This window comes from Sodalis-like secondary symbiont of Drepanosiphum platanoidis (assembly GCF_964059955.1).
Classification (GTDB): Bacteria; Pseudomonadota; Gammaproteobacteria; order Enterobacterales; family Enterobacteriaceae.
On record NZ_OZ060924.1, the window covers coordinates 416,901 to 432,325 of the forward strand.

Annotated in this window: 21 protein-coding genes; 20 read left to right on the forward strand and 1 reads right to left on the reverse strand. The window is 18.9% G+C overall.

Features of this window, described 5'->3' with window-relative positions; genetic code table 11:
* Window positions 1–101: 101 nt before the first annotated feature.
* On the forward strand, window positions 102–620 hold the full coding sequence (gene fldA, locus AB4W47_RS01770) for a flavodoxin FldA (RefSeq protein WP_367670559.1): 519 nt from the start codon (window positions 102–104) through the stop codon (window positions 618–620).
* Window positions 621–739: 119 nt separating this feature from the next.
* Window positions 740–1,513 (forward strand): enoyl-ACP reductase, encoded by a 774-nt coding sequence (locus AB4W47_RS01775; protein ID WP_367670560.1) that lies wholly within the window; start codon window positions 740–742, stop codon window positions 1,511–1,513.
* Window positions 1,514–1,528: 15 nt separating this feature from the next.
* Here AB4W47_RS01775 and AB4W47_RS01780 read toward each other — a convergent pair whose 3' ends face one another.
* Window positions 1,529–2,395: a biotin--[acetyl-CoA-carboxylase] ligase gene (locus tag AB4W47_RS01780; protein ID WP_367670561.1), complete on the reverse strand. Its 867-nt coding sequence runs from the start codon at window positions 2,393–2,395 to the stop codon at window positions 1,529–1,531.
* Between the two features lie 870 nt (window positions 2,396–3,265).
* Between AB4W47_RS01780 and AB4W47_RS01785 the strand changes: the two genes are divergently transcribed.
* The 18 genes from AB4W47_RS01785 to rpsQ all read left to right on the forward strand — a co-directional run bounded on the left by AB4W47_RS01785 (window position 3,266) and on the right by rpsQ (window position 15,279).
* Window positions 3,266–3,637 carry an iron-sulfur cluster assembly accessory protein gene (locus AB4W47_RS01785; protein ID WP_367670562.1) on the forward strand — a complete coding sequence of 124 codons (372 nt, stop codon included), beginning with the start codon at window positions 3,266–3,268 and terminating at the stop codon, window positions 3,635–3,637.
* A gap of 23 nt (window positions 3,638–3,660) precedes the next feature.
* A complete protein-coding gene (sufB, locus tag AB4W47_RS01790) occupies window positions 3,661–5,127 on the forward strand; it encodes a Fe-S cluster assembly protein SufB (protein ID WP_367670563.1) in 1,467 nt (488 codons plus the stop codon).
* A 56-nt stretch (window positions 5,128–5,183) separates the two neighbouring features.
* A complete protein-coding gene (gene sufC / locus AB4W47_RS01795; RefSeq protein ID WP_367670564.1) occupies window positions 5,184–5,927 on the forward strand; it encodes a Fe-S cluster assembly ATPase SufC in 744 nt (247 codons plus the stop codon).
* Window positions 5,905–7,182 carry a Fe-S cluster assembly protein SufD gene (gene sufD, locus AB4W47_RS01800; RefSeq protein ID WP_367670565.1) on the forward strand — a complete coding sequence of 426 codons (1,278 nt, stop codon included), beginning with the start codon at window positions 5,905–5,907 and terminating at the stop codon, window positions 7,180–7,182. The genes sufC and sufD overlap by 23 nt, the downstream gene beginning before the upstream one ends.
* Window positions 7,183–7,184: 2 nt before the next feature.
* Window positions 7,185–8,408: a SufS family cysteine desulfurase gene (locus AB4W47_RS01805; protein WP_367670566.1), complete on the forward strand. Its 1,224-nt coding sequence runs from the start codon at window positions 7,185–7,187 to the stop codon at window positions 8,406–8,408.
* 49 nt (window positions 8,409–8,457) lie between these two features.
* Entirely contained in the window at window positions 8,458–8,871 is a 414-nt protein-coding gene (gene sufE, locus AB4W47_RS01810) for a cysteine desulfuration protein SufE (RefSeq protein ID WP_367670567.1), read from the forward strand.
* A gap of 327 nt (window positions 8,872–9,198) precedes the next feature.
* A complete protein-coding gene (locus AB4W47_RS01815; protein WP_367670568.1) occupies window positions 9,199–9,948 on the forward strand; it encodes an FAD-binding oxidoreductase in 750 nt (249 codons plus the stop codon).
* 375 nt (window positions 9,949–10,323) lie between these two features.
* Window positions 10,324–10,635, forward strand: coding sequence for a 30S ribosomal protein S10 (gene rpsJ / locus AB4W47_RS01820; protein ID WP_367670569.1), 312 nt, complete (start codon window positions 10,324–10,326; stop codon window positions 10,633–10,635).
* A 25-nt stretch (window positions 10,636–10,660) separates the two neighbouring features.
* Window positions 10,661–11,293, forward strand: a complete 633-nt coding sequence (rplC, locus tag AB4W47_RS01825) for a 50S ribosomal protein L3 (RefSeq protein WP_367670570.1) — start codon at window positions 10,661–10,663, stop codon at window positions 11,291–11,293.
* A gap of 15 nt (window positions 11,294–11,308) precedes the next feature.
* Window positions 11,309–11,914, forward strand: coding sequence for a 50S ribosomal protein L4 (gene rplD / locus AB4W47_RS01830; protein WP_367670571.1), 606 nt, complete (start codon window positions 11,309–11,311; stop codon window positions 11,912–11,914).
* Complete coding sequence (gene rplW / locus AB4W47_RS01835; protein WP_367670572.1) at window positions 11,911–12,213, forward strand: 50S ribosomal protein L23; 303 nt, start codon at window positions 11,911–11,913, stop codon at window positions 12,211–12,213. The genes rplD and rplW overlap by 4 nt, the downstream gene beginning before the upstream one ends.
* A gap of 15 nt (window positions 12,214–12,228) precedes the next feature.
* On the forward strand, window positions 12,229–13,056 hold the full coding sequence (gene rplB / locus AB4W47_RS01840) for a 50S ribosomal protein L2 (protein ID WP_367670573.1): 828 nt from the start codon (window positions 12,229–12,231) through the stop codon (window positions 13,054–13,056).
* 10 nt (window positions 13,057–13,066) lie between these two features.
* A complete protein-coding gene (rpsS, locus tag AB4W47_RS01845; RefSeq protein WP_367670574.1) occupies window positions 13,067–13,345 on the forward strand; it encodes a 30S ribosomal protein S19 in 279 nt (92 codons plus the stop codon).
* Window positions 13,346–13,352: 7 nt separating this feature from the next.
* Window positions 13,353–13,685: a 50S ribosomal protein L22 gene (gene rplV, locus AB4W47_RS01850; protein WP_367670575.1), complete on the forward strand. Its 333-nt coding sequence runs from the start codon at window positions 13,353–13,355 to the stop codon at window positions 13,683–13,685.
* 18 nt (window positions 13,686–13,703) lie between these two features.
* A complete protein-coding gene (gene rpsC / locus AB4W47_RS01855) occupies window positions 13,704–14,396 on the forward strand; it encodes a 30S ribosomal protein S3 (protein WP_367670576.1) in 693 nt (230 codons plus the stop codon).
* Between the two features lie 20 nt (window positions 14,397–14,416).
* Complete coding sequence (gene rplP, locus AB4W47_RS01860) at window positions 14,417–14,824, forward strand: 50S ribosomal protein L16 (RefSeq protein ID WP_367670577.1); 408 nt, start codon at window positions 14,417–14,419, stop codon at window positions 14,822–14,824.
* 11 nt (window positions 14,825–14,835) lie between these two features.
* Window positions 14,836–15,021, forward strand: a complete 186-nt coding sequence (gene rpmC / locus AB4W47_RS01865; protein ID WP_367670578.1) for a 50S ribosomal protein L29 — start codon at window positions 14,836–14,838, stop codon at window positions 15,019–15,021.
* The gene (gene rpsQ / locus AB4W47_RS01870) at window positions 15,022–15,279 is read left to right on the forward strand and encodes a 30S ribosomal protein S17 (protein WP_367670579.1); all 258 of its coding nucleotides are present in this window, start codon (window positions 15,022–15,024) and stop codon (window positions 15,277–15,279) included. It abuts the gene before it with no gap.
* The last annotated feature ends 146 nt before the right edge of the window (window positions 15,280–15,425 follow it).

A 15,425-nucleotide genomic window follows, 5' to 3' on the forward strand; every position in this document is an offset into this window, starting at 1 on the left:
AAATAAAAATTTTTTAATAAAAATAAAATTATTAATAATTTTTATTATTAATAAAATTTTTTATTAAAAATAATTTTTTTAATAAAAGGATACATTAATTAATGAAAAAAATAGGAATTTTTTTTGGTAGTGATACTGGTAATACTGAATATATTGCTTTTTTAATACAAAAAATTTTAGGAAAAGATATAGTTGATGTTTATGATATATCTAAAAGTTATAAAAAAGATATAGAAAAATATAAATTTATTATTTTTGGAATTCCTACATGGTATTATGGAGAAGCTCAATGTGATTGGGATGATTTTTTTCCTATATTTAAAACTATTAATTTTTCAAAAAAAATAATAGCATTATTTGGATGTGGAGATCAAGAAGATTATTCAGAATATTTTTGTGATGCAATGGGTACTCTTTATAAAAATATTATAAATAAAAATAAAATAAAATTAGTTGGTAAATGGTCAACTTCAGGATATTATTTTGATGAATCAAAAGGATTAATTAATAAAAAAAATTTTATTGGTTTAGCTATTGATCAAGATAGACAATCAAATTTAACTAAAATAAGAGTTAAAAAATGGATTAATCAAATAAAAGATGAAACAAATTTATTTTAAATAAATATTATATAAAATATTTATTAAAAAAATAAATATATTAATTATTAATTTAAAATAAATTTATATTATTTAAATTTAAATATTTATTTATAATTTATTTTTTATAGGAAAATACTATGGGATTTCTTAAAAATAAAAAAATATTAATTACAGGTATATCTAGTAAAAAATCTATTTCATATGGAATAGCAAAATGTATGAATAGAGAAGGAGCAGAATTAGCGTTTACTTATCAAAATAAAAAATTAAAAGATAGAGTAAAAAAAATAGTTAAAAAATTTAATTCTAATATTATATTACCATGTGATGTTAAAGAAGATTATCAAATAAAATATTTATTTAAAAAATTATCAAAAATTTGGAAAAATTTTGATGGATTTGTTCATTCAATAGCTTATGCTTCTAAAGAACAATTAAAAGGAGATTATATAGAAAATATTAATAGAAAAGATTTTTTACTTTCTCATGAAATTAGTTCTTATAGTTTTGTATCTTTAGCAAAAGAAAGTAAAAAAATGTTAAATAAAAATTCTTCTATTATTACAATTACATATTTAGGTGCAGAGCGTGTTGTACAAAATTATAATATAATGGGTATAGCTAAAGCCTCTTTAGAAGCAAATACTAAATATATGGCAAATTCTCTTGGATCAAAATTTATAAGAGTAAATGCTATTTCTTCTGGACCAATATATACTTTAGCATCTTCTGGAATAAAAGATTTTAAAAAAATGTTAAAAAAAAATGTTTTAAAATCTCCAATTAAAAAAAATATTACTATAAAAAATATTGGAAATGTTGCTTCATTTTTAATATCTAATCTTTCATCTGGAATTACAGGAGAAATTATACATGTAGATGGAGGATTTAATATTTTAGCAATAACATAAATTATGTTATAATATTTAATAAATATTTTTATATAAAAAAAAATTATCTTTATTTTTTTTTTTAAAAAAATGTGATTTTTTAATAAAATTATTTATTAAATTATATTTAGGAAATGACAATAAAAGTTTATTAGATTCAAATTTTTTTAATGATTTTTTTAATGTATTTATTAAATTTATTAATAATAAATTACGATCGAAAATTATTCCAGTATCTTTTAAATTAATTATTTTTTTTATATTTAATTTATTTGTATAAGGCATATTTATATTAATTCCTATTCCAATAATTACTTGTACTGAATTATTTATTTTTCCAATTGATTCTATTAAAATACCTGCAATTTTTTTATTTTTAAAATATAAATCATTAGGCCATTTTATAAATATTTCTGATAATCCAATATTATATAAAACTTTTGCTATCACAAATGCTATAATAATACTTAATCCATATAAAGAATTAAATCCATTTTTTAAAAACCAATACATTGAAAAACATATATTACCTCCAAATGTAGATATCCATTTTTTTCCATTTTTTCCTCTTCCTTTTATTTGATGTTCTGTAATACAAACATCTCCTGATTTTAATTTATTTATTTTTTTTATTAAAAATTGATTAGTAGAATCAAGTACTGAAAATATATATATTTTTCCTTTTAAAATATTAGATAATATTTTTCTTTTATCTAATAAATCTAATGGATAATTAATTTTATAAGTATTATTACTTAATTTATGTATATTAATACCCCAACTTTTTATTATATTTATATAAATATAAATTTTATTAGAATTAATTCCTAACATTTTAGGAAAAAATATAGATCCATCTGATAAAAAATTAATTAATTTAAGTAAAATATAAAAATCTATCATAATAATAATTTTAACCTATTTACATATAAAATAATATAAACTTAAATATTATTTATAAAAAATAAAAATTTATTATAAATTTTATAAAAATAAAAATTTTTAAATTTTTTATAATTAAAAAGTTAATATTTTATTTTTATTAAAATTAATAATTGTTTTTTTAAATAAATTAATTTTTAATATTATATATTTTTATTTTAAATTTATCTATTATATAAAAATAATTATTTTTTAAAAAAATTATTTATTAATTTTTTTATTATTTTTTATATTTATTTTATTTTAAATAGCAAATATAATAATTTTATTATTTTTATTTATAATATATTTAATATATTATTAATATATTTTTTTTTAATTAAAAATATTATTTTTAATAATTTAAGTATTTTAATAAAAATTAATATTTTTAAATAAAAATTTATTTAAATATACTTAATAAATATTAAATAAAATATAAATTTTATAATAAATGAAATTTTATTTAAAAATATTAATTAAATTATTTATTTAAATAAATATTATTTTTTTTAATTTTTATAAATTTTAATTAATTTATATATATAAAATATTAATAAATATAATTAAAATATTATATATATTTTATTTATTTTTAAATTTAAAAAATTTATATACTTTTTAGTATTTATATTTATTATATAATAAATAAGTATTTTATTTATAAATAAATAAATAAATTAAAAATATATTTTTATATATTTTTTTATTTTAAATAAAAATTTTATATAAAATTATAATAATATTTATTAAAATTTAATTATAAATATATTTTAATATTTAATTAAATTAAATATATTTATTAAAAATATAATATATTAATATTATTAGAATAATTTTAATGGAAATCTTATGATAGAAGAAAAATATAAAATAAAAAAAAATAAAAAAAAATCTTGGAAAGGTTTTATTTTGACTAATTCAGCTATAAATCAAATTACTTTTTTAATTAAAAAAAATAATAATTTAATTGGAATTAAAATAAATATAAAAAATTCTGGATGTGCAGGATATATATATAAATTAGAAGAAGTTTTTTTTTATAATAAAAATGATTTTGTTTATAAATATAAAAAAATAAAAATTTATGCTCCTTTAAAAATTATGCCATTAATTGATGGTATAACTATAGATTATATACAAGAAGATTTAAATTATGTATTTAAATTTTATAATCCTAAAGTAAAAAATCTTTGTGGATGTGGAGAAAGTTTTAACATTTAATTATGGTGTATAAATATATTATTATGTCTAGTAAAATAAATCAAAAAAAATTTTTTAACAAAAAAAATAAATATAAAGAAGGTTTTTTTACAAAAATAAAAAATGAAGAATTATCTTTTGGAATTAACAAAAAAATAATTAAAGAAATATCTAAAAAAAGAAATGAACCATTGTGGATGTTAAATTTTCGTTTATCTGCATATAATGCATGGATTAAAATGAAAGAACCACATTGGTTAAAAGCAAAATATAATAAATTAAATTATAATGATTATATTTATTATTCAGTTCCTTCTTGTAAAAATTGTAAAAATAAAAAAAACTTAAAAAATAATAATAATTTTAAAAAAAAATATTTAATTGATCCAGTAAAAAAAACTTTTAACAAGCTTGGAGTTCCTATTACTGAAAATAATAATATAGCAGTAGATGCTATTTTTGATTCTGTATCAGTTTCCACTACTTATCAAAAAAAATTATTAAAAAAAGGTATTATATTTTGTTCTTTTAATGAAGCTATTCATTGTTATCCAAAATTAGTAAAAAAATATTTAGGAAGTGTAGTACCAATTAATGATAATTTTTTTTCTGCTCTTAATTCTGCAGTAGCTTCTGATGGAACATTTATTTATGTTGGAAAAAATGTACATTGTCCAATTGAATTATCAACTTATTTTCGTATTAATTCACCGAATACAGGACAATTTGAAAGAACTATTCTTATAGCAGATAAAAATAGTTATGTAAGTTACATTGAAGGATGTTCAGCCCCTGCACATAATAAATATCAATTACATGCAGCAGTAGTAGAAGTAATATTATTAAAAAATGCACAAGTTAAATATTCCACAGTACAAAATTGGTTTTCTGGAAAACATATTAATGAAGGTATTTTAAATTTTGTTACTAAACGTGCTTTATGTTTTGGAAAAAATTCTAAAATGTCTTGGACTCAATCTGAAACTGGAGCTGCTATTACATGGAAATATCCAAGTGTTATATTAAAAGGTGATAATACAATAGGAGAATTTTTTTCTGTAGCATTAACTAATTATCATCAACAAGCAGATACTGGAACAAAAATGATACATATTGGAAAAAATACAAAATCTACTATTATTTCTAAAGGAATTGCATTAGGTAAAAGTGATAATACATATAGAGGATTAGTTAAAATTATGTCTAATGCTTATAATGCTAGAAATTATACGCAATGTTCTTCTATGATTATTGGAGATAAATGTGGATCACATACTTTTCCATATTTAGAAGTTTATAATAAAAATTCTATATTAGAACATGAAGCAACTACTTCAAAAATTGGACATGATCAACTTTTTTATTGTAAACAACGTGGAATTAATGAAGATAATGCTATTTCTATGATAGTAAATGGATTTTGTAAAGACATTTTATCTAAATTACCTCTTGAGTTTGCTGTAGAAGCAACTAGTTTATTAGAGTCTAATTTAAAAAATTGTGTAGGTTAAAAATATTATATATTTAAATATAAAATTAAAGAATATTTAAATTAAGGAAACAATAAATGTTATTTATTGAAAATTTACATGTTGATATAGAAAAGAAAAAAATTCTTCAAGGAATAAATTTAATTATTAAACCTCAAGAAATTCATGTAATTATGGGTCCTAATGGATCTGGAAAAAGTACATTATCTGCAACTTTAACTGGAAGAGAAGATTGTAATATTACTAAAGGAAATATTTTTTTTCAAAAAAAAAATTTATGTAAATTGAATATAGAAGAAAGAGCTTGTGAAGGTATTTTTTTAGCATTTCAATATCCAGTTGAAATTCCTGGAATTAGTAATAGTTTATTTTTACAAACTTCAATAAATTCAATTAGAAAATATAATAAAAAAAATATTTTAGATAAATTTGAATTTTTAGATCTTGTAGAAAAAAAAATAAAAATGCTTAATATGTCTAAAGATCTTTTAAATAGATTTGTAAATGTTGGTTTTTCAGGAGGTGAAAAAAAAATAAATGATATACTTCAAATGGCAATTTTAGAACCAAAACTTTGTATTTTAGATGAAACTGATTCTGGATTAGACATTGATGCTATTAAAATTATTTCTAAAGGAATTAATTCTCTTAGAACAAAAAATAGATCTTTTATAATTATAACTCATTATAAAAGAATATTAGATTATATAAAACCAGATAAAATACATATTTTATATAAAGGACGTATTATAAAATCTGGTGATTTAAAATTAGTTAAATATATTGAGGAAAAAGGGTATGGAAATATTATTAAATCATAAATCTAGAATTATTTCTCAATGGTATAAAATTTTTTCTAAATCTGATATAATTCGTTCTTCTAAATCATTAAATAATTGGAAAATACTTAAAAATTTATGGAAATTATATAATAAAAATGAAGATTGGAAATATATATCTTTAAACAATTTTTTTAAACATAATTTTATTATGCCATTTTTAAAAAAAATAAATTTTAAACAAATAAATAATTTAAGTATTAAAGAAAATGTATATAAATTAGTTTTTGTTGATGGTATTTTTATACCTTATTTAAGTGATACATATACTGGATTATGGAATATTCAAGTTAAAAAAGAAAATGATTTATTAATTCTTCCTGAACCTATTAAACCTGAATTATTTCTTTATATTACAGAAAGTCTTAGTAATGAAATTATATATATAACTTTATCAAATAATTCTATTGAAAAAAAACCTTTATATTTAATTCATTTTAATAATGGATCTAATAGTAAAAGTAATTTATATACTTCTCATTATCGTCATCATTTTGAAATAAATAATCAATCAAATGGAACAATTATTGAACATTTTATAGGATTAGATAATAAAAAATATTTTAATGGATCTCGTACAACTATTTCTGTGAAAAATAATTCTATTATAAATCATATAATTTTATTACAAGGAAGTTTAAATAGTTATAATTTTTTTAATAATGATATTTTTATTGAAAAAAAATCTTTAGTAAAAAGTAATGTATTTACGTTAAATTCAGGATTAAATTTTTTTACTAAAAATATAAATATAAATAAAAATAAATCAAATTTTTTTATGAATACTCTTTCATTATTATCAAATAAAGATAAATTTAATATTAATACATATTTACAACATAACTCTTATAATTGTATTAGTAGACAATTACATAAAATTATTGCATTTAATAAAAGCATTGGATTATTTAATGGACTTATAAAAATTAATAAAAAATCTATAAATACAAATGCTTCAATGATTAATAACAATTTTATTGTTGATTCTAAAGCTAATATAAATAGTAAACCACAATTAGAAATTTATAATGATGATGTACAATGTAAACATGGAAGTACTTTTGGAAATATTAATAAAAAACAAATATTTTATTTAAGATCTAGAGGTATAAATAATATTAATGCAAAAAATATGATGATACAAGCTTTTGCATATGAAGTAATATCTAAAATAGATGAAAAAATTATTACACAATATATTACATCATATATTCATAATTTCTTACTTGGAGTATAAATATGAATTATCCTATTAATCGGATACGTTCAGATTTTCCTATATTAAAAACTAAAATTAATAATAATAAATTAATTTATCTTGATAGTGCATCAAGTTCTCAAAAACCTAAAATAGTTATAAGTAATGAAAAAAATTTTTATAAAAAAAAATATTCTGCAGTTCACAGAGGAACACATAAATTAAGTATAGAATCTACAAAACAATTAGAATCAATTAGATTACAAATAAGTAAATTTATAAATGCTGATTCAGAAGAAATAATTTTTGTAAAAAATTCTACTGAAGGAATTAATTTAGTTGCTAATTCTTTAAATAAAAAATTTTTAAAAAAAGGTAATAATATTATTATTACACAAATGGAACATCATTCAAACATAGTACCTTGGATATTACTTGCAAAAAGAAAAAAATTAAAATTAAATTATATACCTATTTTACCTAATGGAAAATTAAATTTAAATTATATAAATTTACTTATAAATAAAAAAACATCTATTTTTTGTATTACACAAGTTTCTAATGTTTTAGGTACAATAAATCCAATAAAAAAAATTATTAGTTATATTAGAAATATTAGTAATGCATTAATTTTAGTAGATGGATCTCAAGCAATAATGCATCAAGAAGTTAATGTAAAAGAATTAGATTGTGATTTTTATGTTTTTTCTGGACATAAAATTTATGGACCATCTGGAATTGGAATATTATATGGAAAAAAATCAATTTTAAATAATATTTCTCCATGGCAAGTAGGAGGTGGTATGATTAATACAGTAAGTTTAACAGAAGGAGTTACATATCAAAAATCTCCATGGAAATTTGAAGCTGGTTCTCCTAATATTTCTGGCATAATAGGTTTAGGATCTGCGATTTCTTATATAAAAGAAATTGGATTAAAATCTATTGAAAAATATGAAAATAAAATTATAAAATATACATTAAAAAAATTAAAAAAAATACCTGGATTGATATTATATGGACCTAAAAAAAAAATAGGAGTTATTTCTTTTAATTTAAAAAAAAATCATGCATATGATGTTGGTACTTTTTTAGATCAATACGGAATTGCATTAAGAACTGGTCATCATTGCGCTATGCCATTAATGAATTTTTTTAATGTAAAAAGTATGTGTAGAATATCTATAGCAATTTATACAAATTTTAATGAAATAGATATATTTATTGAAAAATTAATATATATACAAAATTTATTAAATAAATAATTTAATTAATAACAAAAAATTTTTATATAAAAATTATGGAAAAAATTTTATGTATTATTTACCTAATAAAAAAAAATTATTATATAATTTTTCTCGTTGTTATAATTGGGAAGAAAAATATATATATATTATTGAACTTAGTAAAAAATTATCTTTATTTCCAGAAAAATTTCGTATTAAAAAATATTTAATTAGTGGATGTCAAAGTCAAGTATGGATAGTTTTGACTTCTAATAAAAAAGGAATAGCTAAATTTTATGGAGATAGTGATGCTTCTATTGTAAAAGGTTTAATTGCAATAATTTTTATTATTTTTGAAGGAATTAATGTTAAAAAAATAATAAAAGAAGATATACAATATTATTTAAAAAAACTTAATTTAAACAAATATTTAACTCCATCTCGTTCATATGGAATTCAATCTATTATTGAAACAATTTATATGCAATCTATAAAATTTTAATATTAATTTTTATTTAAAGTTTTTTTAAAAAAATTAAATATTTTATTTAAAATTTATTTTATTTTATAAATTTTATATAAAATTTTATTAAAAATAATTTTTAAAAAATATATATTTAAATATTAAATTTAAATATTATTTAAAAATTTTTATTAAAAATATGTTAATTTAATAAAATTTTATATAAAATAATATATAAAAATTTAAAAATATTTTTAAATTTTTTAAAATATAATAAAATATATAATAATTTTATACAAATCTTTTAAAAAATTATATTATTATTTAATAATATATTATATTTAATAAATTTTAGAGAAATATATTATGAATGAATGGATAATTGGAAAAATTATAAAAATAAATTATTGGACAAAAAATTTATTTAGTTTAATATTACATGCTTCTATTGATAATTTTATAGCTGGACAATTTGCTAAATTATCTATTAAAGTTAATGGAAGAAAAATACAAAGAGCATATTCATATGTTAATGCACCTAAAAATAAAAATTTAGAATTTTATATTTCAAAAATTGTACAAGGTAAATTAAGTCCATTATTATTTAAATTATCTATAAATGATGAATTAATGATATCTAAAAAATCTTATGGATTTTTTATATTAAAAAATATTCCTTTATATTGTAAAGATTTATGGATGTTATCTACTGGTACAGCTATAGGACCATTTTTATCTATGATAGAACAAGGAGAAGATATTAAAAGATTTAAAAATATTGTATTAGTACATGCAGTAAGTTTTTTAAAAGATTTAAATTATTTTAATAAAATGATAGAATTAAAAAATAAATATAATAATATTTTAAAAATACAAACAATTATTAGTCGTGAAAAAATAAAAAATTCTTTACATGGTCGTATTCCTTTATTAATTTCTAATGGTAAATTAGAAAAATCTATAGGACTTGAAATAAATCCTTTAAAAAGTCATATTATGTTATGTGGAAATCCTAATATGGTATCTGATACTCAAAAAATTTTAAAAAAATATAAAAATATGAATAAAAATTTAAAAAAAAAACCAGGACATATAACTAGTGAAAATTATTGGTAATTTATTTTAAAATAAATATTTTAATTATCATATATATGATATATTTTATATATATAAAATATAATTTAATATAATTTTATTTATATAAATAATTTTTAAAAAATATATGTTATTTGTTATTTATTAATAATTAGTTTATAATTAAATTATATAAAAAATTTATTAGTATTTGATTTTTTTATAAAATTCATTTATTATTTTAATAAAATTAATTTTAAATAATTATTTTTTAACAAAATTTTTATAAAAAAAAATAATATTTAAATTTATTAATTTATAAAAATTAAAAAATAAATTATAAAAAATTAAAGTAATTACATAAAACTTTTAGTATAATTTTTTTTATTTTTATTATATAATTGGAGTTCTGACCTAATGCAGAACCAAAGAATTCGTATACGTTTAAAAGCTTTTGATCATCGCTTAATAGATCATTCAACTTTAGAAATAGTTGAAACTGCTAAAAGAACTGGTGCACAAGTTCGCGGACCAATTCCATTACCAACAAAAAGAGAACGTTTTACAATTTTGATTTCTCCACATGCTAATAAAGATGCTCGTGATCAATATGAAATACGTACTCATAAAAGAGTAATAGATATTGTAAAACCAACAGAAAAAACTGTAGATGCTTTAATGAAACTTGATCTTGCTGCTGGTGTAGATGTTCAAATTAGCTTAGATTAATATATAATAATCCAGAGAACAAATAATGAAGTGTATAATTGGAAAAAAAATTGGTATGACAAGAATTTTTACTAAAGATGGTATATCTATACCAGTTACAGTAATTAAAATACAACCAAATTTTATTACACAAATTAAAAATTCTAAAAAAAATAGTTATTATTCTATTCAAGTAACTACTGGAACTAAAAAATTTAATCATATAAATAAACCAGAATCAGGACATTTTTTAAAATCTGGTGTACAGGTTGGTAATACATTATGTGAATTTAATTTATTATCAAAAAATAAAAAGTTAAATATTGGAGATAGTTTTAATATAGATATATTATCTAATATAAAAAAAGTTGATATAACAAGTATTTCAAAAGGTAAAGGATTTTCAGGAACAGTTAAAAGATGGAATTTTAAAACTCAAGATGCTACTCATGGTAATTCTCTTTCACATAGAGCTCCAGGATCTATTGGACAAAATCAAACCCCAGGAAGAGTTTTTAAAGGAAAAAAAATGTCTGGTCAATTAGGAAATGAGAAAGTAACTATTCAAAATCTTAATATAATTAAATTAGATAAAAAAAATGAACTTCTTTTAATAAAAGGATCAATTCCTGGAATATCTGGATCTCAATTAATAATAAAAGCTTCTATAAAAATGTAATTTAAAGGAAAAAATATGGAATTATTATTGCAAGATACAAAAAATTCAATAACTGTTTCAGATTCTATATTTGGTTGTTATTTTAATGAATCACTTATTCATCAAATTATTGTATCTTATGCAACAAATAAAAGACAAGGAACAAAAGCTCAAAAAAATAGATCTGAAGTTTCTGGATCAGGAAGAAAACCATGGAAACAAAAAGGTACAGGTAGAGCAAGAGCAGGATCTATAAGAAGTCCTATTTGGCGTTCTGGTGGTGTAACTTTTGCTGCTAAACCAAAAAAATATAATCAAAAAATTAATAAAAAAATGTATAAAGGAGCATTAAAAAGTATTTTTTCTGAATTAATACGTCAAGATCGTTTAAAAATTTTTAAAAAATTTGATATAGATCAACCTAAAACAAAATTACTTAAAAAAAAATTGGAAAATATATCTTTTAATAATATTTTAATTATTACTGATATTATAGATAATAATCTTTTATTATCTTCTAGAAGTATGAATAAAATAAATATTTGTTGTGTTAATAATATTAATCCAATGTTTTTAATTTCTTCTAATCAAGTTATTACTACTTATAAATCTATAAAAAATATAGAGGAAAAATTAAGATGATTAGTGAAGAGCGTTTATTAAAAATATTACTTTCACCACATCTTTCTGAAAAAACATCTATTTCTATGGAAAAAAAAAATACAGTTGTATTTAAAGTAAATATGACTTCTTCAAAATTAGAAATAAAACATGCATTAAATAAATTACTTAATGTACATGTAATAAATGTTAATACTATGATTGTAAAAGGAAAAATAAAAGGAAATAATAAAAAAAAAGGATATAGAAATAATTGGAAAAAAGCTTATATAACTCTTAAAAAAGGAGAAAATTTAAGTTTTATTGATGGTGCAGAATAATAATTAGGAATAAAAATGACAATTATTAAATGTAAACCTACATCTCCTGGTCGTCGTCATGTTTCAAAAATAATTAATAAAAATTTATATAAAGGAAAACCAATAAGATCTTTATCAAAAGTAATAAAAAAATCTGGTGGTAGAAATAATCATGGACATATTACTACTAGACATATTGGTGGTGGACATAAAAGAAAATATAGAATAATTGATTTTAAAAGAAAAAAAGATAATATATCAGCAATAGTTAATAGAATAGAATATGATCCAAATAGATCTTCAAATATTGCATTATTAATATATAAAGATGGAGAAAAAAGATATATTTTAGCTCCAAAAAATCTTTGTATTGGAGATAAAATAAAATCTGGTATAAATGTAAAAATAAAAATTGGAAATAATTTACCAATTTTTTGTATTCCAGTTGGGTCAACTATTCATAATGTAGAAATGAAACCTGGAAAAGGAGGACAAATAGCAAGATCTGCTGGATCATCTGTTCAAATAATTGCACAAGATAAATTTTATTCTACACTTAGATTAAAATCTGGAGAATTAAGAAAAATTCAATCAAAATGTCGTGCAACATTAGGAGAAGTAGGAAATACTGAACATATGTTACGTAGATTAGGAAAAGCTGGTGCAAATAGATGGAGAGGAATAAGACCAACTGTTAGAGGTACAGCAATGAATCCAGTAGATCATCCTCATGGTGGTGGAGAAGGGAGAAATTTTGGAAAACATCCAGTATCTCCATGGGGTCTTCAAACAAAAGGTAAGAAAACTAGAAATAACAAAAGAACTAATAAATTTATTATAAATAGTAGAAAAAATAAAACTTAGGGAATAAATTATGCCACGTTCTCTTAAAAAAGGTCCATTTATAGATATTCATTTGTTAAAAAAAATAGAAAAATCTATAAAAAATAAAGATAAAAAACCAATTCGTACTTGGTCTCGTCGTTCAACAATTTTTCCAAATATGATTGGTTTAACTATTTCAGTTCATAATGGAAAACAACATATTCCAATTTTTATTTCTGATGAAATGGTTGGACATAAATTAGGTGAATTTTCTCCTACTCGTACATATCGTGGTCATACAGCTGATAAAAAAATTAAAAAAAGATAGGAAAATTATGGATACTATTTCTAAATATAAATATGCTAGATCTTCACCACAAAAAATACGTTTAGTAGCTAATTTAATACGAGGTAAAAAAGCTTTACATGGATTAGAAATATTAAATTTTATTAATAAAAAAGCTTCTTATTTTTTAAAAAAGGTATTAAAATCTGCTACTTCCAATGCTGAATATAACAATGGTATAAATATAAAAAAATTAAAAATTAAAAAAGTATTTGTTGATAATGGTCCTAGTATAAAAAGAACTATGCCTAGAGCAAAAGGAAGAGCAGATAAATTATTAAAAAGAACTAGTCATATTACTATAATTCTATCTGATCACTAATATTATGGAGATTAGAAAATGGGTCAAAAAGTAAATCCAAATGGAATGAGACTTGGAATTGTTAAACCTTGGAATTCTACTTGGTATTCAAATAAAAAAGAATTTGCTAATAATATAGAAAGTGATTTTAAAGTTAGACAATTTTTAAAAAAAACATTATATCAAGCTTTAATTTCTAAAATAGTAATAGAGAGACTTGCAAAAATTATTCGTGTTACTATTCATACTGCAAGACCTGGAATAGTTATTGGAAAAAAGGGAGAAGATGTAGAAAAATTAAGAAAAATAATTTCAAAAATTGCTAAAGTACCAGCTCAGATAAATATATCTGAAGTAAGAAAACCTGAATTAGAAGCAATATTAGTATCTAGAAATATTGCTTTACAATTAGAAAGAAGAATTATGTTTAGACGAGCTATGAAAAGAGCAGTACAAAATGCAATGAGATTAGGAGCTCAAGGAATAAAAGTAAAAATTAGTGGAAGATTAGGAGGATCTGAAATAGCAAGAACAGAATGGTATAAAGAAGGTCGTGTACCTTTACATACTATAAGAGCTAATATAGATTATAATTGTTCTGAAGCATATACTACTTATGGAGTTATTGGTATAAAAGTATGGATATTTAAAGGAGAAATTTTAGGTAAAGTTTCTATTTTTGATCAAATTAATTTAACAACTTCAAAAATAAAAAGAAAAAATAGAAAATAAAGAAAATTAGGGGATTTATAATGTTACAACCAAAACAAACTAAATTTAGAAAAATGCAAAAAGGAAGAAATAGAGGAAAAATTATAGGAGATAATATTAAATTTGGTGAATTTGGATTAAAAGCAATAGATAGAGGTAGATTAACTGCTAGACAAATTGAATCTGCTAGAAGAGTTATGACTAGATTTGTTAAAAGACAAGGAAAAATATGGATAAGAATTTTTCCAGATAAACCTATTACTAAAAAACCATTAGAAGTAAGAATGGGTAAAGGAAAAGGTAATGTAGAATATTGGGTAACTTTAATAAAACCAGGCAAAATACTTTATGAAATTAATGGTATATCAAAAGATATAGCTATTAAAGCATTTAAACTTGCTTCATCAAAACTTCCAATTAAAACAATTTTTATATATAAATTAAAATAAATATAAAGTATATGAAAAAAAATAAAAAAAAATATATATTAAAACTAAAAAATGAATTATTGTGTTTATGTAAAGAACAGTTTAATCTTAAAATGAGAATGTCTAGTAAACAATTAAATCAAACTCATTTAATTAAAAAAGTTAGAAAAAAAATTTCTAGAATAAAAACATTATTATCATGTAAGGAAAAAATATAAATGAGAGGTAATAATATTCGTATACTTAAAGGAAAAGTTATTAAAAATAAAATGCAAAAATCTATTATTGTTTCAATTGAACGTTTAGTAAAACATAAATTATATGGTAAATTTATAAAACATACTACAAAATTACATGTACATGATTGTAAAAATGAAAGTAATGTTGGAGATGTTGTAGAAATTCATGAATGTCGTCCAATTTCTAAAACAAAATCATGGAAATTATTTAAAATTTTAAAAAAATTTAATAAATAAAAAATTAATATTTTATTATTAAAAATTTAATTTTTATATTTATATATAAAAATATTTATATATTAAAAATAATAATTTTTTATTTATTAATAATTTTATTTAAATTTTTTAATTTATATAATTTTAATAAACTAAAATTTATTATT